Here is a 26,030-nt window from a genome sequence, read left to right on the forward strand (position 1 = left end):
CGGGGAGGAAGATCACAACAGATTCGCTGAAGCGGACCGGCTGGAAGCCGGTGGCTTCGATCCATTAGGTGGAAAGTAAAAGGATTCATTGAGCAAGGCCTGTATTTTCACGCCCCCATGGTTCGCTGGGCGCTTGAAAACGAAGGCGCGTGCTCATGGCGGTTCTTGTCTGAATTGGAGGCCGCCAATCGTCTGAGCGAAAAAGAAAAAAAAGTAATCACGTTCAACCGAGCACAAGGCGTGTTTGCGGGCTATTCGATCAGTTTCAAATCCGTAGTGCCGCGCAGCAAAGGCGCGATAGCGCTGACGGCGCGCGACGGGTTGGATCAGGCACGGGTCGATCAGATCTGGAATGATCACGGCGAACAGACCCTTGCGATCAACAACATCGTTCACCTGCGCATATTGACCCTGCCCCACGACCGGCTTGGTCGATGTTTGACAAAACGCCAACGCGAGGTGTTGGACTGGGTTGGAGACGGCAAAACCACGCAAGATATTGCCGTTCTACTAGGCCTCACACCGGCCACAGTGGAAAAACATTTGCGCCTCGCCCGTCAGGCGCTTGGCGTGGAAACAACAGCCCAAGCCGTGCTAAAAGCCGCTCTGCAAAATCAAATGTTCGTTGTTGGAAGTTAACATTTTATAATAACGTCAGATACTTACGTCGAAGAAATAACGTAGTTGTCCAAAGCCACAGAGCAGCGCACACTTCCCGCTGTTCCGTGAGTGGTGGCTTTTTTAAGCTTGGAAATAAAAAACCCATACCTCCGGACAATCGAGACACGGCCAGAATGCAAAACGGCGACATCCCTCGGGATATCGCCGCCTTTTTACTTTAGAAAATCAGACTTTTAGCCTTGAACGGCCTTGGCCACCTCGGCGGCAAAGTCTTCTTCTTTTTTCTCGATGCCTTCGCCCACTTCCAAGCGGACATAGCCGGTGATCTCGGCACCGGCTTCTTTGGCGGCGGCCTCGACGGTCAGATCGGGGTTGATGACAAACGCCTGCCCCAACAAGGTGACTTCCGACATGTACTTTTTCATGCGGCCTTCGATCATTTTCTCGATCACGTTGTCGGGCTTGCCGGATTCGCGGGCGATGTCGATCTGGATCTGACGTTCTTTTTCAACAACGGCCGGGTCCAACTCTGCCTCGTTCAGCGCGGCGGGATTGGTTGCCGCGATGTGCATGGCAACCTGACGGGCAAATGCCTCGTCACCGCCAGTTGTGGCAACCAGAACACCGATCTTGCCCATGCCGTCGGTCATCGCGTTGTGGACGTAGGACACAACGGTATCGCCTTCGACACTGTCCATGCGGCGCAGCGACATGTTTTCACCGATGGTGGCGATCTTGTCGGTGATCGTGTCGGCCACCGATTTGCCCCCAAGGTCAGCCGCGTTCAGCGCGTCGACATCGGCTGCGCCCAAGGCGGCGCCAGCGATATCGCCGACCATCGCCTGAAATTCGGCGTTCTTGGCGACAAAATCGGTTTCTGCGTTCACTTCAACGGCAACGCCTCTGCCGCCATCAACCTTGACGGCGACCAAGCCTTCGGCGGCGGTGCGGCCCGATTTCTTGGCGGCCTTGGCCAAGCCTTTGGTGCGCAGCCAATCAATGGCGGCTTCCATGTCCCCGTCGTTTTCGGTCAACGCTTTTTTCGCGTCCATCATGCCTGCGCCGGACGTGTCGCGCAGTTCTTTAACCATTGCAGCTGTGATCGCCATCTCGGCTCTCCTTCGGAATCATCAGGGATGTCAGAGGCGGGAATGCCCGCCTCTTTTGTCAGTTTTGTGAAAGCGGCTCAGCTTTGTGCTGGCGCATCCTCGGCAGGGGCTGCTTCGGCTGTTGCTTCTTCAACCGGGGCCTCGGCCATCGCGCCAATGTCAACACCCGCGGCGTTCATCTGAGCGGCGGTGCCATCAAGGGCGGCGCGGCTGACCAGATCGCAATACAGCGAAATTGCGCGGGCCGCGTCATCGTTGCCGGGGATGATGTAATCTACGCCGTCGGGCGAACAGTTGGTATCAACCACGGCCACAACCGGGATGCCAAGCTTGTTGGCTTCGGCCACGGCAAGCGCTTCTTTCTTGACGTCGATGACGAACAACATGTCCGGCAGGCCACCCATTTCACGGATGCCACCAAGGCTGGCTTGCAGCTTGTCTTGATCGCGCTCAAGGCCCAGACGTTCTTTCTTGGTCAGGCCTTCACCGCCTGCGCCCAGAATTTCGTCGATGTCTTGCAGGCGCTTGATGGATTTCGAAACGGTCTGCCAGTTGGTCAGCGTGCCGCCCAACCAACGGTGGTTCATGTAATATTGTGCGCAACGCTCGGCGGCATCGGCCACCGGGCCGCTGGCCTGACGCTTGGTGCCGACAAACAGCAGACGGCCGCCCTTGGCTGAGGTTTCGCGCACAGCGTTCAGCGCCGCGTCCAGCATGGGAACGGTTTGCGTCAGGTCCATGATGTGGATGCCGTTGCGCGCGCCATAGATGAACTCGCCCATACGGGGGTTCCAGCGTTGGGTCTGGTGACCAAAGTGAACGCCAGCTTCCAGCAACTGGCGCATTGAGAACTCAGGAAGAGCCATAGTCTATATCCTTTCCGGTTTTCGCCTCGGTACGGGATGAGAAGCGTGTGCTTCAACCGGTGGACTGTCGGGGATGTCTCCCCCGATCGGCCCGCCCATACCTGCGGTGTAAGTCCCGCGCGTATACGGCCATGTTCTGTCAGACGCAACCCCTGCCCTCGTAGATCGCGAACATAGACTGAAGGTGCGGAACCAAAAGACGCTGACAGCGCGATCACGTTTGGCAAAGACCCGATGGTAAAGTCATAGCTGCCAAGCGCGATGGTGCTCAGGCGTCAGTCGATCCCAAGCCCGCTGTCAGGCGAGCCCTCGCCGCCGATCAGACTAAGCGCCGCAATCACTAATCCGCCAAAAGGTGCCAATTTCTGACCCAAGGCCGGGAATATGCCCAAACATGACAGACACGCCGTAAACCAATCCAGCGAAAGACACGCCAATCGCCCAATATGAATTGGTCCTTGTCATGCAACAACGCCCATTGATTTACCCCAGTGACGAACCGATCATACGATCCAAGATTGACCAAGATGAGACCCCACCCGCCAGTGATGACTGTTTTACAATCAACGCAACGCGCACCATATGGCCAATGTCTCAAAGCCATTGTGACGAACACGCAAACCCCGTAGATAGCAAACAGTGTTCAGCAACCCCATTGAGTCCACCCAATGACCACGCCCTTTGACGACCTGCCCGAACCCACGCGCAAACCCGGTCCTTTCGCCGGGCTACGCGCCAGTTTCCTAACGGGTATCGTTGTTATCGCGCCGGTCAGCCTGACCATCTGGTTGATCTGGTCGCTGATGGGCTGGGTCGACAGTGTCGTGTTGCCATTGATCCCGTCCAACCTGCGGCCCGAACATTACATCGGCATCAACCTGCGCGGCATCGGCGTGATCATCTTTTTGATCTTCACCATCCTTGTCGGTTGGATCGCCAAGGGTCTGATTGGCAAATCGCTGATCCGCTTCGCGGAATCGCTGGTCAATCGAATGCCGGTGGTCCGCTCGATCTATTCCGGCGTCAAACAGATTGCCGAAACCGTCTTTGCCCAATCCGAGCGTAGCTTTGAAAAGGCCTGCCTGATCCAGTATCCGCGCAAGGATATATGGGCCATCGGCTTTATCTCGACCGCCGCCAAAGGCGAGGTGAACGCCAAGGCGCAGACCGGCTCGGATTTGCTGAGCGTGTTCGTTCCCACAACGCCAAATCCGACCAGCGGCTTTTTACTGTTCTTCCCGCGCGAGGACGTGATCGAACTCGACATGAGCGTCGAAGACGCCGCCAAACTGGTGATCTCGGCTGGCCTTGTCTATCCCGGCCAAGTCGACCCGGAAGACCCCCGCCTCAAACGCGGCTGACGCGCCCCGTATTGGCCGGGCCGCGCGCGTCTACCGCCACTCCAGAAAGTTGACTTTGCGCTAGATCAATGCGGCGCGGGCATGAATCATATTCAGATTTCAGAATATTGATTTTTCAACGTCCGGAGTGCGCGTATGATTCGCCTCTTGCCACCTGTTTTTGTAACCGTGCTTGTCGTCGCAAGCTCAGCACTTGCCCAACAAAGCGATGCCCCAGCTCTGCCCGGCAGTGGCAGCACGGCGGATCACTCGAAATTCGAAATTCTGCAAAAAGACTTCACATCGGGCCCCGAAGTGACCGAAGCCTGCATGTCTTGCCACACCGAGGCCGATGATCAGGTGATGCATTCGATCCACTTCCAATGGGAGTTTGAGCACCCCGAGACCGGCCAGAAGCTGGGCAAGCGCAACGTGATAAACTCTTTCTGCGGCGCGGTCGCGGGCAACGAGCCGCGCTGCACCTCGTGCCACGCGGGCTATGGCTGGGACGACATGCAGGAAAGCCCGGCCGAGGCGCAGGCCACGCCGGATTGCCTTGTCTGTCATGACCGATCCGGCCAATACACCAAAACGGCAACCGGCGCAGGTCACCCGCCGCTTGCCCCTGTGCCAGAGGGGTCCAAAACGATCACCGGCGCAAAATCTTGGGCCGTCGATCTGGGCAAGGCCGCGCGCAGCGTCGGCCAGCCCGGGCGCGACACGTGCGGCAACTGCCATTTCTATGGCGGCGGTGGCGATAACGTAAAACACGGTGATCTGTCTTCGGCGCTTTACCAACCCTCGCTGGCGACCGATGTGCATATGTCACCTGACGGGCAGAACTTCACCTGCTCCACCTGCCATGTCGCCGACCAGCACGAGTGGGCCGGGTCGCGCTATCTGATGCAGGCCACCGACCCGCACGGCACCGGCAAACCCGGCGAGGCGCGCGGCGCCGCCACCTGCGAAAGCTGCCATGGCAACACCCCGCACCCGGTGGGGCTGCAGGGCACCAAACTGAACGACCATACCGATACGCTGGCCTGCCAATCCTGCCACATCCCCGCATTCGCACGCGGTGGCGTGGCCACCAAAACCGTCTGGGATTGGTCCACTGCAGGCGAACTTGATGAAGAGGGCCGCGCGCTGTCGATCTCAGACTATCTGGAATCCGACGGCGATCATCGCCACACCTACCTGTCCACCAAGGGCGATTTCGAATGGGGCGAAGATGTCGTGCCCTATTACGCATGGTTCAACGGTGTCGTCGAATACACCACCGGCGATCTCAAGATTGACCCGTCCCAAACCGTCGAGATCAACCCGATTCACGGCACCCCGGACGCCCCCGGCAACCGCATCTGGCCCTTTAAACGCATGGAAGGCCGTCAGCCCTACGACAGCGTGAAAAATGAGCTGGTCTATACCCATGTCTGGGGCCCCGAGACCGACACCGCGCTTTGGACGAATTTCGATTGGGCCAAGGCGATTGACGCAGGCATGACAGCCGCGGGCGAGGACTACTCGGGCGAGTTTGGCTTTGTCGACACGCATATGTATTGGCCAATCACCCACATGGTCGCCCCCGCCGAAGACGCGGTGACCTGCGAAAGCTGCCACGCCAAGGATGGGCGCATGGCCGGCATAACCGGCGTCAACATGCCCGGCACAACGCCGTTCAACACCGCCGGCATCCTTGGGCTGGCGATGCTGCTGGCCGCCTTGGGCGGCGTCTTGATCCACGCCGCCATCCGCATCTTGCGCCCCTCGAAAAACGGAGCCTCCCATGACTGAGCGTTACGTCAAGGTCTACCCCCGCTTTGAACGCTTCTGGCACTGGTCGCAAATGGCGCTGATCATGGTGCTTTTGGCCACCGGGCTGGCGCTGAACGGTCTGCATACGCTGATCCCGTTCGGCCCGGCGACCATGCTGCATATCGTGGCGGCGTTGGCGCTGATCGTGCTGTGGGTCTTTGCAATTTTCTGGCACCTGACCACCGGCACATGGAAGCATTACGTGCCCACCCGCGACGGTCTGCTGAGGGTCGCCCAGTTCTACGTCTGGGGGATTTTCAAGGGCGAGCCGCACCCCTACCGCAAAGCCTATTGGCGCAAACACAACCCGCTTCAGGCGATTACCTATCTGGCGCTCAAGATCATCCTGTTTCCGGCGATCTGGATCAGCGGGCTGCTGGCGCTTGGCTGGAACCTCTGGGAAGACATTCCAAATGCAGCTCAATTGGGCGGCCTGGTGTCCAACATCCACCTGCTGGCGGCCTATGCCATCGCGGCCTTTGTGGTGGCGCATGTCTATCTGCTGACCGTCGGCCATTCGTTCCGCGAACACGTCAAGCCGATGATCACCGGCTTTGACAAGGTCAACCTCACCCCCGAGGAAGAGGCCTATCTCGAAGCCGATGAGCCGGGCCGGATCAAACCACGCGCCTGATCCCGCGCCGCGCCCCTCAGTTGAACATCGCCGCCATGTCCACCGAACTGCGCGCGTTCAGCGCCGTGCGATGCGTGCTCAGAAACATCTCTGCGGCGGCATGGCCCGCATCGAACAGCTTGTGCAACAGGTAAGGCGTGGGCATCATTTTGCTGGCAACCGACAAGTCCCCCATCAACGCATCATCGGCGATCATATGAACATGCACCTGTTTCATCGTGCCCGGGCTCAGGCTGCCATCGGCCAACAGGCGCTGCACGAAATGAATGGCCCGCAATTCGCGCAGCAGTGATGAGTTAAAGCTGATCTCGTTGATCCGGTTTTGGATGTCCTGCGTGCTTTTGGGCACCTCGGCGCGCTCCAACGGGTTGATGTTCACCACCACGATGTCTTCGGGCAGATCAGGCTCGAACAGCGGAAACAACGCCGGGTTGCCGGTATACCCGCCATCCCAATAATGCGCGCCCTCAATCTCGACCGCCTGAAACAGGGTCGGCAAACAGGCCGAGGCCAGAATGCTGTCTGTCGAAATCTCGTCCCCGGAAAACACCCGGATTTTGCCGTTGTGCACATTGGTGGCCCCCACGAACAACTTGGGGCCACTCTCGGCACAGACCGTATCATAGTGAAACTGCCGCACGATCCGCTCCAGCGGATTTTGGTAGAACGGCCCATAGGCATAGGGCGAAACGACCCGGCTCAACGCATCCGCGGCCAGAAACGGGGCCGAGGCTTGCAACGCCGCGCTCATCATACCCGGCGCAGGAAAACCCGCCGCCATCCAGTCCGGCATCCGCATGTCCTGAACGGCCCCCATCTGTGACCACAGCCAATCCAGATTGGCGCGCGCCCCGTCGCGCCCACCCTCAAGCAACCCTGATTTCAGTGCCGCACCGTTCAACGCCCCGGCCGACGTGCCGGATATCCCGGCGATCTCGATATCGTCATCGGTCAGCAGCCGGTCCAGCACCCCCCAAGTGAACGCGCCATGCGCACCACCGCCCTGCAACGCCAAATTGATCCGCTTTTTCTGAGTCACAATCGCCCCGCTTCATTGTTCCAAAAATACTCCGGGGAGCGCGAGGGGCAGCGCCCCTCGCCCCGGTCGGATCGCGCCAGCGATCCGATCCAAAAGTCACAAATCGGATCGCACCAGCGATCCGATCCAAACTCACAACGCGGTCCAGCCGCCATCGACGCTGATCGTCGTGCCGGTCACCTGCGCGGCCGCATCCGAACACAGATACAGCGCCGTGCCGCCCAATTGTTCGACCGTGGCAAATTCTTTCGACGGCTGGCGCTGCAACATGACGTTCTTGATCACATCCTCGCGCGACATGTCGTATTCCTTCATCGTGTCAGGAATTTGCGCCTCAACCAACGGGGTCAGAACATAGCCGGGGCAGATCGCGTTGGCGGTGATCGGCTCTTGCGCGGTTTCCAGCGCGGTCACCTTGGTCAGCCCCACAACTCCGTGCTTGGCGGCGACATAGGCTGATTTATAGGGGCTTGCGGTCAATCCATGGGCGCTGGCCACATTGATGACGCGGCCCCACCCCGCCTTGCGCATCATCGGCAGCGCCGCGGCTGTTGTATGAAACGCCGAACACAGGTTGATCGCGATAATCGCATCCCATTTCTCGGTTGGGAATTCCTCGATCCCGGCGACATGTTGAATGCCCGCGTTATTGACCAGAATATCGCAGGCTCCCGCTTGGTCGATCAACGCGCGGCAGTCCTCGGCTTTCGACATATCCGCCTTGATGTAGCGCGCCGCTACACCATGATCTTTGCCGATTCGGGCAGCGAGGGCATGATCTTCGTCCGAATCGGTAAAGGAATTCAGTACGACGTTCACCCCGGCCTTCGCCATTTCCTCGGCAATGCCAAGGCCGATCCCCGAGGTCGATCCGGTAATGATCGCCGTCTTTCCCGCAACACTCATATCTATGCCCTCCATGTATTATGCGTGCGCAGCATAAGTGCGGCGCCGGCAAACGCCACAGGAAAACACGAGCTGTTGAAACGATCCTGCTCCGATTTGAGACAAAAAAAACGCCGGCACGAAGCCGGCGTTAAGTTATTGAGGCAGGTTTCATACAGGCAAGAAACCTATCGAGCAGTGACCCCTTTATATGCAATCTGGCGCCTTGATCCAAGCTAAAAGTTTGAAAACCCATGAATCCCCCACTACGGTCGCGGCTCAAGCAAACAAGGCTGAGCGGGGATTGTTGCCAGAATGACACCGGTTTTTTTCCAATACAAACGGGCGCTCGGCGCGGCACTTTCGGCTTTGGTCTTGTGTCAAGGGGCATCGGCCGAGCCCAGCCATGGCATAGCTATGTATGGTGCCCCTGCTCTGCCACCTGATTTTGTGTCTCTGCCCTACGCCAACCCCGATGCCCCCAAAGGCGGGCGCGTGGTCACTGGCAATGTCGGCAGCTTTGATTCGCTCAACCCGTTCACCCTCAAAGGCAGCAGCCCATGGCAGTTGCGCCACCTTACGCATGAATCGCTGATGGGCCGGTCTTGGGACGAGCCATTCACGCTTTATGGTCTTTTGGCCGAATCGATTGAAACCGGACCCGATCGCAAATGGGTCGAATTCACCCTCCGCCCAGAGGCCCGATTCTCGGATGGTAGCCCCGTCACCGCCGAAGATGTGATCTGGTCCTATGAAACGCTCGGCACCAAGGGCCACCCGCGGTATCGCGGCTTTTGGGATCAGGTCGCGCGCATCGAACAGACCGGCCCGCGCCGCGTGCGGCTGACCTTCACCACCGCAGACCGTGAACTGGCGCTGATTGCCGGGCTGCGCCCGATCTTGCAAAAGGCCCAATGGGACGGGCGCGATTTTGCCGATGCCGCGCTGCGCGACATTCCAATCGGATCAGCGCCTTATGTGGTGGCCGATTACGAGGTGGGCCGCCACGTCACCCTGCACCGCAACCCCGACTACTGGGGCCGTGAGTTGCCCTTGCGGCGCGGCACCAGTAATTTCGACGAAATTCGCATCGAATTCTACGGCGACAACACCGTGCTAAAAGAAGCGTTCAAGGCGCAGGCCCTGTCTTGGATTCGTGAATTCAACGCGGATCGTTGGGAAACCCAATACGATTTCCCGGCGGTCCAGTCTGGCCAGATCGTCAAATCGGAAATCCCGCATTCCAAACCCTCGGGCATGACCGGCTTTGCCATGAACACCCGCCGCGCGCCGCTGGATGACTGGCGCGTGCGCGATGCCCTGATCCACGCCTTTAATTTTGAATATATCAACGACACCTTGACCGGCGGGCGGCAACCGCGCATCACCTCGTATTTTTCAAACTCGGACCTGGCGATGCAGCCCGGCCCGGCCACGGGTGCCGTGCGCGATTTGCTGGCCCCCTTTGCCGATACCCTGCCCCCCGGCACGCTTGACGGCTATAGCCTCCCCGCTGCTGATGGTTCGGCCCGCAACCGCCGTAATTTACGCAGGGCCGTGGCGCTGTTGGCGCAAGCGGGTTGGACGGTGCAGGATGGCATTTTGAAAAACGCGCAGGGCCAACCGCTTGAGCTGACCGTTTTGTTGCAACAAGATGCGCTTATCCAGCAGGCCAGCGCCATCATGGATATCTATGCCCGCGCGCTAGAGCGTCTTGGCATTCGCCTGAACGTGCAATCCATCGACAAGGCCCAATATGCCGAACGTGAGCGCAATTTCGATTTCGACCTGACGTTCATGCGCCGGTCGCTGTCGCTCAGCCCCGGCAATGAACAACGCTTTTATTGGGGATCCGCCGCCGCCGATCAGCCGGGCAGCCGCAATCTGATGGGCATCCGCTCACCGGCTGCCGACGCCATGATCGACGCCATGCTGACCGCCCAAAGCCGTGACGGATTCGTCGCGGCCACCCGCGCGCTGGATCGTGTTCTGACCGCAGGCCGCTACGTGATACCGATTCATCAATACGCCGTGGGCCGAATTGCCCATATCAGCGAATTGCAGTATCCTAAGGACAATCTGCCAATCTACGGGGATGGCATCGGCTTTCTTCCTGAGGTGTGGTGGTACGAGGACAAAAATGAGCAGTAGAGACCCAAAAAGAGGCAAATCCATGCGTATCCTGATCGCTCTGGTCGTGTTTTCGGCGCTGTCGGCCTGCGCCACCGTCGATGGTGTGGGCCGTGACATCTCGGGCGCCGCGCGCGGCGTGCAAAGCTTGTTCTGACGACAGATCGCCCGGTCTTATCCGAGCGGCTGGCGAAACAAACGGCGGGGGCGGCCCGTGCCGTGGCAAACCGCTCTTGGCCCGCCCCGGCCTTCCGCGCTATAGAGGCGCAACCCTATAACGCAGGAGCGCCCGACAATGGCCGAGCCCGAGCAGCCACAGATTTACCTTATCACCCCGCCAGAGATTGAACTGTCCAGCTTTCCCGATCAACTGGCACAGGTGTTGGATGCCCAACCTGTGGCCTGTGTCCGGCTGGCCTTGGCGACCCATGATGAAGACCGCCTGTCGCGCGCCGCCGATGCCTGCCGCGACGTGGCGCATGCGCGCGACGTGGCGCTTGTCATAGACAAACACCTGATGATGGTCGAACGCCTTGGGCTGGACGGTGTGCATCTGACCGATGGCGCGCGCGCCGTCCGTGCCGCGCGCAAAGAGCTTGGGGCCGACGCCATCGTCGGGGCCTTCTGCGGCAGCTCGCGCCACGAAGGCATGAACGCCGGTGAGGCCGGGGCCGATTACGTCGGCTTTGGCCCGGTCGGCGAAACCGATCTTGGCGATGGGTCAGTCGCCGACCATGACCTGTTTGAGTGGTGGTCAAAGATGATCGAACTGCCGGTCGTGGCCGAAGGTGCGCTTGATACCGATCTGATCCGGTCCTTGGCCCCGGTCACCGATTTTTTCGGCATCGGCGATGAGATCTGGAACACAGATTCTCCGACCGTGGCTTTGGCTGATCTGGTGGCCGCTATGGGGTGACGTGCGTCAGGTCTTTTGCCGCTCGGGCGGCATGCCTGCGCGAACGACCTGTGCCAGATGACCCGCCAAAGCCTTGCGATTTGGAAAATCATCCACTTTGACAGGGGGATGGTAGATGATCGTGATCTCCCCCTGCGGAGCTTGCGCCAAGACTTTGAGCACATGCGGCGCAAACTCCATATCGCCCCACCACCCATAAAACCGCGCATCTTCGCCGTGCGGGGCGGTATAGACCAGCGAGACGGCTTGAATATACATTTCCGAGCGCAGTGTTTGACTAAAGAACGCCTCGAAAAGCGTTGATTTAAAGGGCAAAACCCGCATTCCGTCCGTCGAGGTGCCTTCTGGAAAAAAGAGCAATTTATGCCCCTCTAACAGCCGCGATTCAAAGATCTGTGTTTGCTGCTGTGCTTGTCTGGGATCGCGCGTGATAAAAACTGTGCCGGTAATTTTCGCCAGAGTCCCAATGCCCGGCCAGCCCGCCACTTCGGATTTCGACACGAAGTAAATTCGTTTGCGCACATTCAGTGCAAAAATATCAAGCCAAGACAAATGGTTGGAAACCACTGCTCCGGCATTTTTCATAGGGGTGCCTTGGGTTCTCAACCTGATCCCAAGGATCCACAAGGTCAATCGACACACCCATTGGGTCACATACGGTGTCCATGGCCGCCCCAACCCAAACACGATGCGTTCTGGTCCACGCAGCAATAGCGTTGCCAAAACCCCGGCGATCAAAACCAATATCCAGCATATGCCCCGCAGCACGACACGTATCCAGCCGACCAAGGTGATTTGAACCTTGGGAGGCATATCATCCGGTCGCCACGTGAACATCAGCGCGTATCACTCTTATAATAAATGGCTTTTTGCGCGTCGTTGATATTCTTGGTGTCGACCACAAGGCACACATCAATCGTGTTGAAATCCCGATCGACAAAGGCGCCTTCCCCAATATATCCACCTAGCCGCAAATAGGCTTTGATCAGGGGCGGCATTTGAACCATCGCGGCGCGCCGGTCCACAGCGTCTTTTGAAAGAATATCAAGCGGTTGATACCCGCACTCTCGTGCTTTGACCCGTAACGGTTCTGGCGCCAGATGCCGGTGATGTAAAAGCGACAAAGGCTGCGCCAATATCTGCGGATCGGTGCCGTGGAAACTGGCCACACCAAACAGGATCTCGACGTGATGATCGTGGATATATCGCGCCAAGCCGCTCCAGAGGCAATACAGGCCCGCGCCGCCGCGATAATCGCGGTGGAGGCAGGATCGTCCAAGCTCCATTACTTTGCGATTACAATGCTTTAGTCGGTAAAGATCATATTCGTCTTCGGAATAGAACTGTCCGGCGCGCGCGGCCTGATCATCGCGTAACAGCCGATAGACGCCCACCACAGTTCCATTAGCGGCATCATCGATCAAAAGCAGATGGTCGAAAAAAGGGTCGAACCGATCTTGCTCCAACCGCGCCGCATGATCCACCATCGCGCCATCCCCGCCCAACTCATCGACGAACACGTCATAGCGCAGTCGTTGTGCTGCACGCAGCTCTGGAAGGGTCTCCGCCAGCTTGGTGCGAAACTTGGGTGCATGGTCAAGGGGCATGAATGGCAGGGTGTCCTTACGTGCAATACCAAGGTTCTAAAAAGCCGCGGCCTGATTGGCAACGATGGACCATATCGTGGCACACAACCCTATGATGTGTTAACGATTTGGCAACGTTGTTCATGGTTCAATAACCATCACCAAATGAACCCGGGAGCCATCTATCACAACCTTACCAACCTCTTGAAAATTTATAGTTATCCGGTTTCCGATATTTGACTGCACCTGACCAGTTCCCCAATCCGGTTGATCCGGATGACGCACCAGAACACCGGGCTCGAGCAACGAATTCATATCCGACATCTGCTTACCGCCTTCTTGGAGTTTACCATGCCGCATCATACCGACAAGATTGCCGCGCTGATAGGGTCTCGCATCTGTCATGACCTGATCAGCCCGGTCGGTGCAATCGGCAATGGGCTTGAGCTATTGGCCTTGGCTGGCGACACCGATGGGCCCGAGATGCAATTGCTGCAAGACAGCGCGCGGGGCGCAACCGCCAAAATCCGCCAGTTTCGTTTGGCCTTCGGTCAGGCCGCCGATCCGCAAACCATTGGCAAAGCTGAATTTTCGACCTTGTTGTCTGATTTATACGCACAGGGCCGGATCGCGCTGACGCATGCGTTAACTGACGATATACCCCGAACGCGCGCCAAAGCGATCATGCTGGCCGTCATGTGCGCCGAACAGGCGTTGCCCTTCGGTGGGCAACTTGCCGTGACAGTTGCGCCGGATCGCTGCGAGGTCTGCGCCGAAAGCGAACGCTTGGCAGCCGATCCGACCCTATGGAACATGCTTCAGTTGTCCAAACCGTCGGCCGATACGGGCCCCGACGCGATCGAGTTTTTGATTCTGCTGCACCACGTGGCCGACATGAACATGAGCTTGAACATACAGGTCACTAATAACAAAATTATAATTACGTTTTAACTTCGTGTCGCGCCGTCCCCGTCGACCAGATACTTAAAGCTGGTCAATTGCGCCGCACCTACCGGGCCACGCGCATGCAGCTTGCCTGTTGCGATCCCGATTTCAGCCCCCATGCCGAACTCTCCACCGTCGGCAAACTGGGTCGATGCATTGCGCATCAAAATCGCACTGTCCAACCGTTTGAAGAACGCATCCGCCGCCGCATCGTCTTCGGTCAGGATACAATCCGTATGCTGCGATCCGTAAGTCCGGATATGTGTGATCGCATTCTCCAGATCATCCACAACCCGCGCCGCGATAATGCTATCAAGGTATTCCCGGCCCCAGTCCGCCTCGGTTGCGGCCTGCGTGCCGGCAATGGCCTGCAATGTCGCATCGGCCCGCACCTCAACACCGGCGTCCAGCAAGGATCGCACCACCCCTTGGCCAATCGTATCCACGACATCGCGATGGATCAGCAGGCACTCGGCCGCCCCGCAAATGCCGGTGCGCCGGGTCTTGGCGTTCATCACAACTTTCAGCGCTTTTTCGGGATCGGCCTCGCGGTCAATATAGATGTGCACAATCCCTTCCAGATGGGCGAACACCGGCACACGTGCCTCTTTCTGGACCAAGCTGACCAAGCCTTTGCCGCCGCGCGGCACGATCACGTCGATGGTATCCACCATGGTCAACATTTCCTGCACCGCCGCGCGATCCCGCGTTGGCACCAGTTGCACCGCGTCTTCGGGCAGGCCCGCGGCTTGCAAGCCGTCTACCAGACAATCATGAATCGCCGTCGAGGAATGAAAGCTTTCGGACCCGCCGCGCAAAATGACGGCATTGCCGGATTTCAAGCACAGCGCGCCCGCATCGGCCGTCACATTCGGGCGGCTTTCATAAATCACGCCGATCACGCCAAGCGGCGTGCGCACGCGGCGGATATGCAGGCCGCTGTCCATATCCCATTCGGCCAGCACTTCACCCACCGGGTCATCTTGCGCGGCCACGGCACGCAAACCGCCCACGATGCCTTTGATCCGCTCTTCGGTCAAAAGCAACCGGTCCAGCATCGCGTCCCACAGGCCCTTGTCGCGCGCAAAGGCAAGATCGTGCTGATTGGCCTCGATGATATCGGCCCGCCGCGCCCATACGGCATCGGCTGCGGCCTCTAGCGCCTGTGCCTTGGCCTGCGAGGTGGCAACCGCCAATTGCGCGGCGGCGGCCTTGGCGCGCGCGCCGATATCCGCCATCAAATCAGGGATGCTGTCGTGCTCACTCATCTGGGTTTTCCTTTGCAACTGGGTGTGGGTCTTAACATCCGCTTGGCCTAAAACGCCATGTCATCGCGGTGGATCAGCGGCCCCCGCGCCGGATAGCCCAAGACCGGTTCGATCTGCGACGAGCGCAGGCCCTTTATCAGCGCGGCGTCACTGGCATCATAGCGCGTCAGCCCCTGACCCAAAACATGCCCGTCGCCATCCACGACGGCCAATGGATCGCCGCGGCCAAACCGACCCTCTGTGGCAGTCACCCCGGCGGGCAAAAGGCTGCTGCCGCTGCGCAGCGCCTTGGCGGCCCCGGCATCAACGGTCACGGTGCCGCGCGGCTTCATCGCGGCGATCCACGCCTTGCGCTTTTGCTGTGGGTCACCTTGGGCCAGAAACCATGTCGCGGGCGCACCTTGCGCCAAGGCCTGAACCGGGTTCAACACCGAGCCTTCGGTGATCGCCATATCACAGCCCGCCGCCGTGGCGGTTTTTGCGGCCATGAGTTTGGTTTTCATGCCCCCCTTTGACAATCCCGAGCCTGCATCGCCTGCCATGGCTTCGATCTGGGGGGTGATCGTCTCGATCACATCAAAGCGATAGGCAGAGGCGTCTTGTGATGGATTGGCCGAGTAAAACCCATCGACATCCGACAACAAAATCAACTGATCGGCCCCGGCCGTGACGGCGACTTGGGCTGCCATACGGTCGTTATCGCCATAGCGGATTTCATCCGTGGCGACGGTATCGTTTTCGTTGACGATTGGCACCGCACCAAGCGTCAAAAGCTGCTCCAGCGTCGCGCGGGAATTCAAATAGCGCCGCCGGTCGGCGCTATCTTCCAGCGTGACCAAAACCTGAGCGGCCTGCAAATCATGTTCGGCCAACGCCTCGGCATAGGCGCGGGCCAGCTGAATTTGCCCAACCGCCGCCGCCGCCTGAGATTGCTCAAGCGTCAGTTCGCTCATCGGCAGACCAAGCGCGCCGCGACCAAGGGCAATCGAACCTGACGAAACAAGGATTACATCCTTGCCCTGCCCGCGCAGCCACGCGACATCTTGCGCCAAGCCCCGCAGCCAGTCGGCGCGCAATTGGCCGCTGTCGCGGTCCACCAACAAGGCGGACCCGATTTTAATCACCAGACGTTTTGCATCGCTCAGGGTTGCCACGGCTCGGGCTCTTCATCTTGGGCGGTGCGGCGCAGGCGGTCATCGTCGATCTGGGCGCGCAAGGCGCGCAGCACCTCGGTTGTGCCTTGGCGGGCCACGCCGGACATTTCCATGACCGGCCCACCGCTGGCCTCTTCCAGCTCAGACCGGGCGGCGGCGCGCTCTTCTGCATCCAAAGCGTCGATCTTGTTCAAAACCGTCACCCGTGGTTTGGCCGCCAGATTGCCGCCATAGGCCTCAAGCTCGTGAATGATGGTGCGGTAATCCTCGGCAATCGTTTGGGACGTGCCATCGACAAGGTGCAGCAAGACCGCACAGCGTTCGACATGGCCCAAGAACAGATCACCAAGCCCCCGGCCCTCGCTTGCGCCGCCGATCAAGCCGGGAATATCGGCCACGACGAATTCGACCTCATCGACACCGACAACACCCAGATTGGGATGCAGCGTGGTGAAGGGGTAATCGGCGATCTTGGGCCGCGCGTTCGACGTGGCCGCCAGAAACGTGGACTTGCCCGCGTTCGGCAATCCTAGAAGGCCGACATCGGCAATCAGCTTCAGCCGCAGCCAAAGCGTGCGTTCAACACCGGGCTGGCCGGGGTTGGCGCGGCGCGGCGCCTGATTGGTCGAGCTTTTGAAATGCAGGTTACCCCACCCGCCATTGCCGCCCTTGGCCAGCAAAACGCGCTGTCCGACTTCGGTCATGTCGGCAAGGACGGTTTCCTGATCTTCGTCCAGAATTTCAGTGCCCACGGGCACGCGCAGCACGATGTCATCGCCATCCTTGCCGGTGCGCTGTTTGCCCATGCCGGGCTGGCCGTTCTTGGCAAAGAAATGCTGCTGATAGCGAAAATCAATCAAGGTGTTCAGACCGTCGACAGCCTCGGCCCAGACCGTGCCGCCGGTTCCGCCGTCGCCGCCATCAGGCCCGCCATATTCGATATACTTTTCGCGCCGGAAGCTGATACAGCCCCCGCCGCCGCTGCCAGAGCGGATGTAGACCTTTGCCAGATCGAGAAATTTCATGTCGTCTCCTTAAGCAAAGGCCGAACCGGCCTCAATCCATTTTACGGCTGTAGGTCCATGTCGCGACCTTGGCGTTGCGGGCCACATTGAAGGTTTCGGCATCACCAAGATATTGAAACCCGCTATTGGTCAAGACCCGGGCCGAGGCCGCATTGTCCTGAAACACGGTCGCGAACAAGGTGCGGCATTTCAGCGGGTTGGACGCGATCAATGTCGACACAGCCGCCGAAGCGACGCCCGAGTTCCAATAAGCAGGCGCCACCCAATAACTGATCTCGCATTGCCCGATATCGATTTGGTCAAGGCTGATCACGCCCATCACTTCTGGTCCGCCGGTCTTGGTTCCGTCCATTACCCAGACAAATTCGCTCCGTCCGGCCTGTTGCGCCCGATTGATAAACGCTTCGGTCGCACCGGGTGGCAAGGGATGCGGAATCGAGGTGGTCGCGCGCGCCACACGGTCGTCACTTGTGTAAAACTCTATCAATCCCGCGTCCGAAGTGCGGACAGGTCGCAAATCGAACCTGTCGGCTGGCATCTCTGGTTGATCAAGTGTCGGGTCGTGTAACATGCGCAGTCTCCTCGGGGCGGCGCGAAAGGGCGATGTAAGCTGGGGACGGCTTGTCTCCTCTTCAAGCGTGGCCCCGCACTCGTGAACCGATGTGCTTGATTGCCCAAACAAAGAAAAAGGGACCGGCGGTCTCGCCGATCCCCTTGGATTTTCAAACCCTTTACCGGTCGGCTTACTCAGCGGCCTCCGCCAGTGGCAGGACCGAAATAAAGGTGCGCCCTTTCAGGCCCTTGTGAAACTTCACGTCGCCTTCGACGGTTGCAAACAGCGTGTGGTCTTTACCCTGACCAACGCCGGCCCCCGGCCAAAACTTGTTGCCGCGCTGACGCACGATGATGTTCCCCGGGTTGACGGCCTGACCGCCATATTTCTTAACGCCAAGGCGGCGACCCGCAGAGTCGCGACCGTTACGGGAGGAACCGCCTGCTTTTTTATGTGCCATCTCGTGTCTCTCCTTTAACCCTTGGCCAGTTCTTTGGCCTGTTCGACCCAGCCTTCACGCTCGATCCGGCCTTTGAACGACAATTTCTCATCCATATCAGCGATGTCCGCTTCCGTCCATGCTGCGATCTGCGCGAAGGTGGTCACGCCAGCCTCGTGCAGTTTTTTCTCAAGCGCGGGGCCAACACCTGACAATTGCTTCAGATCATCGCCAGCGGTCTCAGCTTTGGCTGCTTTCTTGGGCGCGGCCTTCGCGGCCTTTTTCGGGGCGGCTTTTTTGGCATCGGTTGCTGCGACGGCAACAGCCGCGACAGACCCGGCACCAACAGCGGCCTTCACGCCCGACGCGTCACCACCTTTTTCCAGAATTTCCGTCACGCGCAGCAACGTCAATTTCTGGCGGTGGCCGACCGTCCGCTTCGATCCGTGCTTACGGCGGCGCTTGACGAACTTGACGACCTTGTCGCCTTTGACTTGATCAACGACCTCGGCCTGCACGGCCGCGCCTTCGATGAAGGGCGCGCCAACGACGGTCTTGTCACCGCCGAGCATCAGAACGTCATTGAATTGAACTTTTTCACCAGCATCGGCTGCCAGTTTCTCAACGCGCAGAACATCGCCTGACTGCACCTTGTACTGCTTGCCACCGGTCTTGAGAACCGCGAACATATGCATTTCCTTTTCCATTGCCGCGCTCTGTGGTCCCCGCCCTGCGGGTGTTGACGGCCAGTGGCCACCTCGAGCTGCGCGCCCTCGTGCGAGCGATAATTTGATGACCCGCGCAGGGATTCCCGCCGGGATGGGCGCTTATCGAAAAGATCGCGCTTAAAGTCAAGAGGTGCGGGCGGCTTTCGCGGCTAAAGCTTTTCGCTTTGCATATGGCGCGCCAAAGCCCGGCCAAGAATATAAGACAATTCCTCATACATCGTATCGAAAGCCTCAAACATGGCCCGGTTCAAGACTTGCCCTTCGGGGGTCTGGTAAAACGCGACATAGGCCTGCAATTCGGCATTGTCCAAAGGCTCGTAGGCCATAAGCAGAAAGGCGTTCAACCAATCGCGCGCCTCGTCCCGCACGGTTTCCTCTTGCGACCAGACATCGGCCACAATGTCGGCTTGCGACATCTCAAGCGCGCCGCCGTCGACCAGACCGTTGTAGAACACAAGGTTTGAATTCAGCGCCCCCATGACATTTCGTTCGATCAAGTCACTGTCGCGGATCAACTGATCAATCGCGGCCAACACCGGGGCCTTGTCATCGCGGCGCTGTTCAAGCTGGTCTCGCGCGGCCTGTTCAATGCCGGGGTCCAGAAACGCGCGGCGCGCGGCAATTTCCAGATCGACAATCTCCTGACCATCAGCGCTTTGCAGGTAGTCCAGGATGTCGGTCAGATCGTGGTTTTGCAATGCCTCGGCAAAGCGGTTTTCAACGCTGCTACGCATCCAGTCTTTATCATGGATGCGTTCAACCACTCTCTGCCAGCTGCCGCTGTCGGCCTCTGGCAGCATGTCCTGTCCGATCTCACGGCCGTATTCGACGCCCTCGTCATGCATCACGTCGATCGTTGCCTCGATATGCAGAGCCTCGAATAAATCCTGTAACTGCGCCGGGTCCGCGGCGCGGGCGGGGCCTGCAAACAACAAGGCCAATAGCGGCAGGATCAATCCTAAGGGTCGCACCACGCCACGTATCACAAATCTTGCCCCCGCCCAATCTCGGCCATGCGCCCTGCCAGAACCTCGAACCGGCTGGCCATAATCTCGTATTGCACTGCATTCATCAGCTCATAAACGCGCTGCATCTTAGGGTCTTGTAGCGCATCCAGATAGGCGCGCAGATCTTCCTCGGGGATATCACGATAGGTGTAGGCCGCCGCGATCACGGCAGATTCGCGCAGGGACTCTCGCAACTCGTCTTCGGACCCACGCAGGATGGCGCGCAGGTTGCCCTCGTCCAACTCGGTCTCCAGAACACCGGCGGACGACGCTGCCATCAAGAATCGCACTTGGATTTCCTGAACCGCACGCACTGATACGTCATCGCTGTTGACCGCGCGTGTCAGCTTGCGCAGCACCTTCAGGCGGGGGTCAGACTCCTGCGCCATGCGAGTGACAAGTTTTTCACCGATCTGCGCTTTTTCATCGTCCTCGGCCATATGGGCGGCGTTTTCAACCTCAACCAACCTTTGGCCAAGGTCTGACGCGTAAAACCCCGCCGCATGTGCCAGTAGATCCGATTCAAGGGTTTGCGACAGGATATCCAGAGCGGTATCGCGCATTTTCTGTGTCTCAAACACCTCGGCGGCAGTCGCGCTCCATTCGTCGCCGAAATCGCTGCTGTCCATCCCCAGCATCAGCGGCGCGTCCTTGGCTGACAGGGCGATACTGTCAAGCGCCACATCAAACCCCGTCACTTCAAGAAAGGCCTGTAAACGATCCCGCTCCGCCGCCTGAGCATACCCTGCGCTCGCAAGCAGCAGCGCGCTCATTGCCATGATCCTGAGTGCGGAAAGGAGACCAACCATTTGCCAAGGCCTATTTTGCATGAGGGTTCTCTTGCTGATGACGATCAATGACCAACCTAAGGATAAACTATGTGGAAACAATGCCAAAACCCCTCTTGTCATCTTCCAGAAAGGAAACTAAACGCATCCCCCAGACCCCCGCGGAGAGGTGCCGGAGTGGTCGAACGGGGCGGTCTCGAAAACCGTTGATCCTTCACGGGATCCCAGGGTTCGAATCCCTGTCTCTCCGCCATTTTTATGGCCCAAACACCATAAAATTGCCATGCTTTCGGTCCAGGGTGGCTGTGGTTCTACCTCAATGATATGTCAAAAGGTTTGGCTGTTCTTGGGTGAAAAGGGGATCGCATGCCTGACTCGACGCACCTACGCCGGCTTGACCGTTTCAGTCGTCTTTTCGAACTGATCCGGCAAAGTGACGTGGCGCTGGCTGTGCAGCAAAGAGTGCGCGCCGGAAATAAAACCCCGTCATTCCCCCGTGACGAACAACAGGCTTTTATCGCCGATGCGGTGGGCTCGTTAAAGCGCTCAAAAAGCCAAAATGCGATCTTCTGACGATGATCAACAGCGTGGCATCAGCCGCGAAACCCCGTGGCCACGACAAATTTTTCCGAACTGTCGGGGCGCGATGCGGGGGGTTTGACGTTGGCCACCTTTTCAAATCGCTGCTTGAGCAGTTTTTGCAACTCGCCCTCGGCCCCGCCGGCCAGAACTTTTGAAACAAATGTGCCGCCTTCTTCCAGAACATCGAACGCCAGATAGGCCGCCGCTTCGCATAGGGCGATGATCCGCAAATGGTCGGTTTGCTTGTGCCCCGAACTGGCGGCAGCCATATCGCTCATCACGACATCGGCCTTGCCGCCCAGCCAGTCTTTGACCTTATCGTCGGCGTCATCTTCCATGAAATCCAGTTGATACAGTTCGCAGCCCGCAATCGGTTCCACCTCTTGAAGGTCGATCCCCAAAATCCGCCCCTGCGCCTTGCCTTGTTTGTCGCCAAGCGCGTTGACCCGCGGCACGGCAACCTGACACCAGCCACCGGGGGCGCAGCCAAGGTCAACCACGCGCGCGCCGGGCACCAGAAACCGGAACTTGTCGTCTACTTCCATAATCTTGAACGCCGCGCGCCCACGGTAACCTTCCGCCTGCGCACGCTTGACATAGGGGTCGTTCAACTGCCGTTGCAGCCAGCGTGTTGACGACGATTTGCGCCCACGGGCCGTTTTGACCTTGACGGTCAGGTCGCGCTGACCGCGCCCCGAGGTATTCTTGCCATCAGGTTGTTTCGCCATCAGTCCAATCCATTCTTGAAAACGCCGTCACATGACATGAGCGCGTATAGCATACCCTCGCGCAGGCCCCGATCCGCAACCGACAGCCGATCGGTCGGCCAGCACCGGAGCAGCGCCTGTAAAATCGCGGCCCCCGACATGATCAATGCCTGCCGGTCAAGGCCAATCCGGGGATCGCGCCGCCGACCCGCCGGGCCAAGCGCCAGATATTTGCGAATGACCAAATCAATCTCGTCGCTGGTCATACACAAACCATCCACCTTGTTACGATCATAGCGGCGCAGGCCCAAATGGCTGGCCGCAACGGTCGTTACCGTGCCCGATGTGCCGATAATCTGAAACCCGTCACGCGACTGTTCGTTCTTGTAGGGCGCGAACTCGGCCAAATTCTCTTCGAAAAACCAGCTCATCAAGGCAAAGCGCGCGCTGTCATCTTCCACATCGCGGAATTGGTCGCGCAGGGTGGCCACCCCAAGCGGCACGCTGATCCAGTCAACCACCCGCGGGCCGGGCGCGTTGCCGTCGCGGCAGTGAAACCCATTGTGCATCCGCATGATCGCCCGCGACCGGTCGCGCGGGGCGACATCGCGCAGGTCGATCCAGACCAGTTCGGTCGAGCCACCGCCGATATCCACGACAAGCAATTGTTCAGTGCCCGGATTGACCAGCGGTGCGCAAGATACGACGGCCAGTTGCGCCTCTTCTTGCGGCTTGATGATATCCAGCCGCAGCCCGGTTTCTTGTTGCACGCGGGCCAAAAAGGATTTGCCGTTGCTCGCCCGGCGGCAGGCTTCGGTGGCCACCAATTGCATGCGTTCGACGTTATGTCGTTTCAGCTTTTGTTGGCATACCCGCAAGGCCTGTAAGGTCCGGTGAATGGCCGACCGCGACAAGCGCCCGGATTTCTCCAACCCTGCGCCCAACTGCACGGATTTTGAAAAGCTGTCCACGACTTTGAACTGGGCGCCCTCGGGTCGGGCGATCAGCATACGACAACTATTTGTTCCCAAATCCAACGCAGCATATAGTTGCGCCGAACCGGGGGAGCTGAGTGCGGGGCTCTCTACCTGTTTCGGGATAGCGCCCGCACTGTCGGGACGCCTGGGCGCCATTAGCACGCCCTCCATTTCGAGTTGTCTTTAAAGTAGTCTGTCGCGACCCTTGGCGCAAGCGCTGCCGTGGCCCCATATCAGTTTCATGATCATCATGAATGGTTTTCCGGCGGCGGGCTGTGGCAGCTTTGGCTGCGTGACCGTATTCTAAAAACGTCGCATGACGCGCGCGTTCTGTCGAAAAACGTCAGCGCGTATCGCTAAGCCTGCTTTAGACAGGGGCCACAGAGGAAGAGGAATCAGCAATGGTTGACGTCACAGTCGTATATTGGCGGGACATCCCCGCGCAGGTGATCGTCGGCAAGGGCCGTCGGGGGGCGAAAAAGCCATTGCCCGAGCGGTTCGAGCAGGCCATCGATCGCGCCGCCATGAAAATCGGCGCCGCTGACACCGACGCGTATCTGGCCGAATGGCGCAAAGCCGCGCCCTATTCGGTTGAAGGCGACGCCTCCGAGGTGGCCGGGGCCGAAGCGGCCCGGTTGGACGCCGAATACGATCAGGAGCGTATCAAAGCCCTGATCGCGAATGATGGTTGGGCATGAAACCCGGATCGCTATGGGAGGCCGCAATGGCTTTGTTGAACTTTAAAAAGCGTGATGCAGGTGCTGGTGCCCCTGCCCCCGTGAACCCACAGGTTGAGGCCTTTTTGAAAGGCTATTCGATCGAGGTGATGCCGCGCACCGCCGAAAAGGTCGAAAACTTCCGCGATCTTCTGCCCGAAGGCACGCGCGTCTACATCGCCCATATCGAGGGCACGCCGATTGACGACATGGTGCAAACCGCTGCGCGACTGGCGAAAGACGGCTACCCGGTGATGCCGCATTTCCCGGCCCGCATCATCAAGGACAAGGCAACATTGGCGGATTGGATTGCCCGCTATCAAGGCGAAGCCGGTGTAGATCAGGCCTTGCTCCTGGCCGGTGGCGTGGCCAAGCCGCACGGTGAGTTTGAATCTTCCATGCAATTGCTGGAGACCGGTGAATTTGACAAAGCCGGGTTCAAACGCCTGCATGTCGCGGGCCATCCCGAGGGCAACAAGGACATTGACCCTGACGGCAGCATGAAAAACGTCGTGGAAGCCCTTCAGTGGAAACAAAAATTCTCGGAGCGCACAGATGCCGATATGGCACTGGCCACGCAATTCGCCTTTGACGCGAAACCGATCATCGCATGGGCGAACAGCCTGAGTGCGGCAGGTATCACCCTGCCGGTGCATATCGGCATCGCTGGCCCTGCCAAGTTGCAAACGCTGATCAAATTCGCCATCGCCTGTGGTGTTGGCCCGTCTTTGAAAGTTCTGCAAAAACGGGCTATGGACGTGACCAAGCTTTTGTTGCCCTACGAGCCGACAGACGTGCTGACCGAATTGGCCGCCCACAAAGCCGCCAACCCCGATTTCAATATCGAAGCGGTCCATTTCTTCCCGTTGGGCGGCATCAAAACCAATGCCAATTGGGCGATTGAAAACGGCGGATCCTCTGCTGTGCCCGCAAACGCCTCCTGAACCAAGGACTGATACCAAACATGACCCGCACCGTCGTCGAAAGCAAAACCAAAACCGCCATCATCGGGTTCGACCAGCCCTTTTGCGTGATCGGCGAACGCATCAACCCCACGGGACGCAAGAAACTGGCGGCTGAACTTGAGGCGGGCGATTTTTCGACCGTGGAAAAAGACGCCCTCGCGCAGGTCGCGGCCGGGGCGACGGTTTTGGATGTCAATGCGGGGGTGGTCTACAATTCCAACCCCAACCCGAACGAAACCGAACCGCCCCTGATGACCAAGATAATCGAACTGGTGCAGGGCTTGGTCGACGTGCCGTTGTGTATCGACAGCTCGGTCCCCGCTGCACTTGAGGCGGGGCTCGCCGCCTGCGAGGGTCGGCCGCTGTTGAACTCGGTTACTGGCGAAGAAGACCGGCTTGAGGCCATCTTGCCTTTGGTCAAGAAATACAACGTGCCCGTCGTGGCCATTTCCAACGATGATACGGGTATTTCCGAAGACCCCGAAGTGCGGTTTGCCGTCGCCAAGAAAATCGTGGAACACGCGGCCGATTACGGCATCCCGGCGCATGACATCGTGGTCGACCCGCTGGTCATGCCGATCGGGGCCATGGGCACCGCTGGCCTACAGGTGTTCACCCTTGTCCGCCGCCTGCGCGAAGAACTGGGTGTGAATACCACCTGCGGCGCGTCGAACATCTCGTTCGGGCTGCCCAACCGGCATGGCATCAACAATGCTTTTTTGCCCATGGCCATGGGCGCGGGCATGACATCGGCCATCATGAATCCGATCGCGCTGCCGGTCAAACAATCCGAGATCGAGGCGAAAAAGGCCGAGGTCGCGGCATCGGGCATCGTTTTGCCCGCCGATATGGATGATGAAACGTTCTGCCAGTTGTTTGGTCTGGGTTCGACCATGCCGCGCGCCGGCAAAGAGATGGAGGCCATCCGCGCCGCCAACTTCCTGACCAACAACGACCCGCATGGCGGTGAGTGGATCAAGTTCAACAAAGCCCCGGCGAAACCCGGTGAAGAGGCTGCAGGCGGTCGTGGCGGGCGTGCTGCATCACGCCGCCGCCGCCGCGCCTGATCAAAGGTTTGCGTAGACAAAAGCCCCGCGCCAATAAGGTGCGGGGTTTTCTTTTGCGCGGCCGTGCCAAACCGGCCATGCACATCGGCGGCTTAGAGCGTGTCGCCCCTGATCAGATTCAGGATTCCCATGATGCTTGCTTTGTGATTCCATGCTTTTGAGGCATAT

General features: G+C 59.0%; 30 protein-coding genes and 1 tRNA gene. 14 read left to right on the forward strand and 17 right to left on the reverse strand.

What is annotated here, in order from left to right:
- Window positions 1-87 precede the first annotated feature (87 nt).
- Window positions 88-639, forward strand: a complete 552-nt coding sequence (locus HAT86_RS13945; protein ID WP_331272557.1) for a helix-turn-helix transcriptional regulator — start codon at window positions 88-90, stop codon at window positions 637-639.
- Window positions 640-854: 215 nt separating this feature from the next.
- On the opposite strand, the gene tsf is transcribed toward HAT86_RS13945, so the two are convergent.
- On the reverse strand, window positions 855-1,730 hold the full coding sequence (tsf, locus tag HAT86_RS13950; RefSeq protein ID WP_167199054.1) for a translation elongation factor Ts: 876 nt from the start codon (window positions 1,728-1,730) through the stop codon (window positions 855-857).
- A 77-nt stretch (window positions 1,731-1,807) separates the two neighbouring features.
- Window positions 1,808-2,596: a 30S ribosomal protein S2 gene (gene rpsB / locus HAT86_RS13955; RefSeq protein WP_167199056.1), complete on the reverse strand. Its 789-nt coding sequence runs from the start codon at window positions 2,594-2,596 to the stop codon at window positions 1,808-1,810.
- A gap of 668 nt (window positions 2,597-3,264) precedes the next feature.
- On the opposite strand from rpsB, the gene HAT86_RS13960 reads away from it, so the two are divergent.
- From HAT86_RS13960 to HAT86_RS13970, 3 genes are all read left to right on the forward strand, one after another.
- Window positions 3,265-3,957 carry a DUF502 domain-containing protein gene (locus tag HAT86_RS13960; RefSeq protein WP_167199060.1) on the forward strand — a complete coding sequence of 231 codons (693 nt, stop codon included), beginning with the start codon at window positions 3,265-3,267 and terminating at the stop codon, window positions 3,955-3,957.
- A 135-nt stretch (window positions 3,958-4,092) separates the two neighbouring features.
- The gene (locus tag HAT86_RS13965) at window positions 4,093-5,730 is read left to right on the forward strand and encodes a tetrathionate reductase family octaheme c-type cytochrome (protein WP_167199063.1); all 1,638 of its coding nucleotides are present in this window, start codon (window positions 4,093-4,095) and stop codon (window positions 5,728-5,730) included.
- On the forward strand, window positions 5,723-6,385 hold the full coding sequence (locus HAT86_RS13970; RefSeq protein WP_167199066.1) for a cytochrome b/b6 domain-containing protein: 663 nt from the start codon (window positions 5,723-5,725) through the stop codon (window positions 6,383-6,385). Before HAT86_RS13965 ends, HAT86_RS13970 begins: the two co-directional genes overlap by 8 nt.
- A gap of 16 nt (window positions 6,386-6,401) precedes the next feature.
- On the opposite strand, the gene HAT86_RS13975 is transcribed toward HAT86_RS13970, so the two are convergent.
- A complete protein-coding gene (locus HAT86_RS13975) occupies window positions 6,402-7,424 on the reverse strand; it encodes a patatin-like phospholipase family protein (RefSeq protein WP_167199069.1) in 1,023 nt (340 codons plus the stop codon).
- A 132-nt stretch (window positions 7,425-7,556) separates the two neighbouring features.
- Complete coding sequence (locus HAT86_RS13980) at window positions 7,557-8,330, reverse strand: 3-hydroxybutyrate dehydrogenase (RefSeq protein WP_167199072.1); 774 nt, start codon at window positions 8,328-8,330, stop codon at window positions 7,557-7,559.
- Between the two features lie 294 nt (window positions 8,331-8,624).
- Between HAT86_RS13980 and HAT86_RS13985 the strand changes: the two genes are divergently transcribed.
- The 3 genes from HAT86_RS13985 to HAT86_RS13995 all read left to right on the forward strand — a co-directional run bounded on the left by HAT86_RS13985 (window position 8,625) and on the right by HAT86_RS13995 (window position 11,355).
- Window positions 8,625-10,460, forward strand: coding sequence for an extracellular solute-binding protein (locus HAT86_RS13985; protein ID WP_167199075.1), 1,836 nt, complete (start codon window positions 8,625-8,627; stop codon window positions 10,458-10,460).
- 22 nt (window positions 10,461-10,482) lie between these two features.
- Window positions 10,483-10,596 carry an entericidin EcnA/B family protein gene (locus HAT86_RS13990; RefSeq protein ID WP_167199078.1) on the forward strand — a complete coding sequence of 38 codons (114 nt, stop codon included), beginning with the start codon at window positions 10,483-10,485 and terminating at the stop codon, window positions 10,594-10,596.
- Window positions 10,597-10,734: 138 nt separating this feature from the next.
- Window positions 10,735-11,355, forward strand: coding sequence for a thiamine phosphate synthase (locus HAT86_RS13995; protein ID WP_167199081.1), 621 nt, complete (start codon window positions 10,735-10,737; stop codon window positions 11,353-11,355).
- A gap of 6 nt (window positions 11,356-11,361) precedes the next feature.
- On the opposite strand, the gene HAT86_RS14000 is transcribed toward HAT86_RS13995, so the two are convergent.
- The 3 genes from HAT86_RS14000 to HAT86_RS14010 form a co-directional block, all read right to left on the reverse strand.
- Window positions 11,362-11,961, reverse strand: coding sequence for a lysophospholipid acyltransferase family protein (locus HAT86_RS14000; protein ID WP_408015029.1), 600 nt, complete (start codon window positions 11,959-11,961; stop codon window positions 11,362-11,364).
- Window positions 11,962-12,191: 230 nt separating this feature from the next.
- A complete protein-coding gene (locus tag HAT86_RS14005) occupies window positions 12,192-12,962 on the reverse strand; it encodes a GNAT family N-acetyltransferase (protein ID WP_167199087.1) in 771 nt (256 codons plus the stop codon).
- Between the two features lie 120 nt (window positions 12,963-13,082).
- Window positions 13,083-13,265, reverse strand: a complete 183-nt coding sequence (locus HAT86_RS14010; RefSeq protein ID WP_167199091.1) for a DUF3553 domain-containing protein — start codon at window positions 13,263-13,265, stop codon at window positions 13,083-13,085.
- A gap of 27 nt (window positions 13,266-13,292) precedes the next feature.
- Here HAT86_RS14010 and HAT86_RS14015 point away from each other — a divergent pair, with 27 nt between their 5' ends.
- Entirely contained in the window at window positions 13,293-13,892 is a 600-nt protein-coding gene (locus HAT86_RS14015) for a histidine phosphotransferase family protein (RefSeq protein WP_167199094.1), read from the forward strand.
- Here the strand turns inward: HAT86_RS14015 and HAT86_RS14020 are convergent.
- From HAT86_RS14020 to HAT86_RS14055, 8 genes are all read right to left on the reverse strand, one after another.
- Window positions 13,889-15,154 (reverse strand): glutamate-5-semialdehyde dehydrogenase, encoded by a 1,266-nt coding sequence (locus tag HAT86_RS14020; protein ID WP_167199097.1) that lies wholly within the window; start codon window positions 15,152-15,154, stop codon window positions 13,889-13,891. The genes HAT86_RS14015 and HAT86_RS14020 overlap by 4 nt on opposite strands.
- Before the next feature lie 47 nt (window positions 15,155-15,201).
- Window positions 15,202-16,308, reverse strand: a complete 1,107-nt coding sequence (gene proB / locus HAT86_RS14025; protein WP_167199100.1) for a glutamate 5-kinase — start codon at window positions 16,306-16,308, stop codon at window positions 15,202-15,204.
- Window positions 16,296-17,333 (reverse strand): GTPase ObgE, encoded by a 1,038-nt coding sequence (obgE, locus tag HAT86_RS14030; protein ID WP_167199103.1) that lies wholly within the window; start codon window positions 17,331-17,333, stop codon window positions 16,296-16,298. Before obgE ends, proB begins: the two co-directional genes overlap by 13 nt.
- Before the next feature lie 31 nt (window positions 17,334-17,364).
- Window positions 17,365-17,904 (reverse strand): GNAT family N-acetyltransferase, encoded by a 540-nt coding sequence (locus tag HAT86_RS14035; protein ID WP_167199106.1) that lies wholly within the window; start codon window positions 17,902-17,904, stop codon window positions 17,365-17,367.
- Window positions 17,905-18,076: 172 nt separating this feature from the next.
- Window positions 18,077-18,346 carry a 50S ribosomal protein L27 gene (gene rpmA / locus HAT86_RS14040; RefSeq protein ID WP_167199109.1) on the reverse strand — a complete coding sequence of 90 codons (270 nt, stop codon included), beginning with the start codon at window positions 18,344-18,346 and terminating at the stop codon, window positions 18,077-18,079.
- Window positions 18,347-18,360: 14 nt separating this feature from the next.
- Complete coding sequence (locus HAT86_RS14045) at window positions 18,361-19,014, reverse strand: 50S ribosomal protein L21 (RefSeq protein WP_167199138.1); 654 nt, start codon at window positions 19,012-19,014, stop codon at window positions 18,361-18,363.
- A gap of 188 nt (window positions 19,015-19,202) precedes the next feature.
- Window positions 19,203-20,027 carry a DUF2059 domain-containing protein gene (locus tag HAT86_RS14050; protein ID WP_331272555.1) on the reverse strand — a complete coding sequence of 275 codons (825 nt, stop codon included), beginning with the start codon at window positions 20,025-20,027 and terminating at the stop codon, window positions 19,203-19,205.
- Between the two features lie 8 nt (window positions 20,028-20,035).
- Entirely contained in the window at window positions 20,036-20,833 is a 798-nt protein-coding gene (locus tag HAT86_RS14055; RefSeq protein WP_331272556.1) for a DUF2059 domain-containing protein, read from the reverse strand.
- A gap of 178 nt (window positions 20,834-21,011) precedes the next feature.
- Between HAT86_RS14055 and HAT86_RS14060 the strand changes: the two genes are divergently transcribed.
- Window positions 21,012-21,101, forward strand: a tRNA-Ser gene (locus HAT86_RS14060).
- A 113-nt stretch (window positions 21,102-21,214) separates the two neighbouring features.
- Window positions 21,215-21,421: a hypothetical protein gene (locus HAT86_RS14065; protein WP_167199117.1), complete on the forward strand. Its 207-nt coding sequence runs from the start codon at window positions 21,215-21,217 to the stop codon at window positions 21,419-21,421.
- A 20-nt stretch (window positions 21,422-21,441) separates the two neighbouring features.
- Here the strand turns inward: HAT86_RS14065 and HAT86_RS14070 are convergent, their stop codons facing one another.
- Both HAT86_RS14070 and HAT86_RS14075 read right to left on the reverse strand, forming a co-directional pair.
- Window positions 21,442-22,158, reverse strand: coding sequence for an RlmE family RNA methyltransferase (locus HAT86_RS14070; RefSeq protein ID WP_167199120.1), 717 nt, complete (start codon window positions 22,156-22,158; stop codon window positions 21,442-21,444).
- Window positions 22,158-23,270, reverse strand: coding sequence for a Ppx/GppA phosphatase family protein (locus tag HAT86_RS14075; RefSeq protein WP_167199123.1), 1,113 nt, complete (start codon window positions 23,268-23,270; stop codon window positions 22,158-22,160). Before HAT86_RS14075 ends, HAT86_RS14070 begins: the two co-directional genes overlap by 1 nt.
- Before the next feature lie 66 nt (window positions 23,271-23,336).
- On the opposite strand from HAT86_RS14075, the gene HAT86_RS14080 reads away from it, so the two are divergent.
- Genes HAT86_RS14080 through HAT86_RS14095 form a run of 4 tightly spaced genes read left to right on the forward strand, consistent with a single transcriptional unit; the run spans window position 23,337 to window position 25,862 of the window.
- Complete coding sequence (locus HAT86_RS14080; RefSeq protein WP_167199126.1) at window positions 23,337-23,474, forward strand: hypothetical protein; 138 nt, start codon at window positions 23,337-23,339, stop codon at window positions 23,472-23,474.
- Between the two features lie 41 nt (window positions 23,475-23,515).
- Window positions 23,516-23,812 (forward strand): virulence factor, encoded by a 297-nt coding sequence (locus HAT86_RS14085; protein ID WP_167199129.1) that lies wholly within the window; start codon window positions 23,516-23,518, stop codon window positions 23,810-23,812.
- A 26-nt stretch (window positions 23,813-23,838) separates the two neighbouring features.
- The gene (locus tag HAT86_RS14090) at window positions 23,839-24,774 is read left to right on the forward strand and encodes a methylenetetrahydrofolate reductase (protein ID WP_167199141.1); all 936 of its coding nucleotides are present in this window, start codon (window positions 23,839-23,841) and stop codon (window positions 24,772-24,774) included.
- Window positions 24,775-24,794: 20 nt separating this feature from the next.
- Window positions 24,795-25,862, forward strand: coding sequence for a methyltetrahydrofolate cobalamin methyltransferase (locus HAT86_RS14095; protein ID WP_167199132.1), 1,068 nt, complete (start codon window positions 24,795-24,797; stop codon window positions 25,860-25,862).
- Window positions 25,863-26,030 lie beyond the last annotated feature (168 nt).

The organism is Roseovarius gahaiensis, assembly GCF_011601345.1.
In the GTDB taxonomy this organism is placed as follows: Bacteria; Pseudomonadota; Alphaproteobacteria; order Rhodobacterales; family Rhodobacteraceae; genus Roseovarius; species Roseovarius gahaiensis.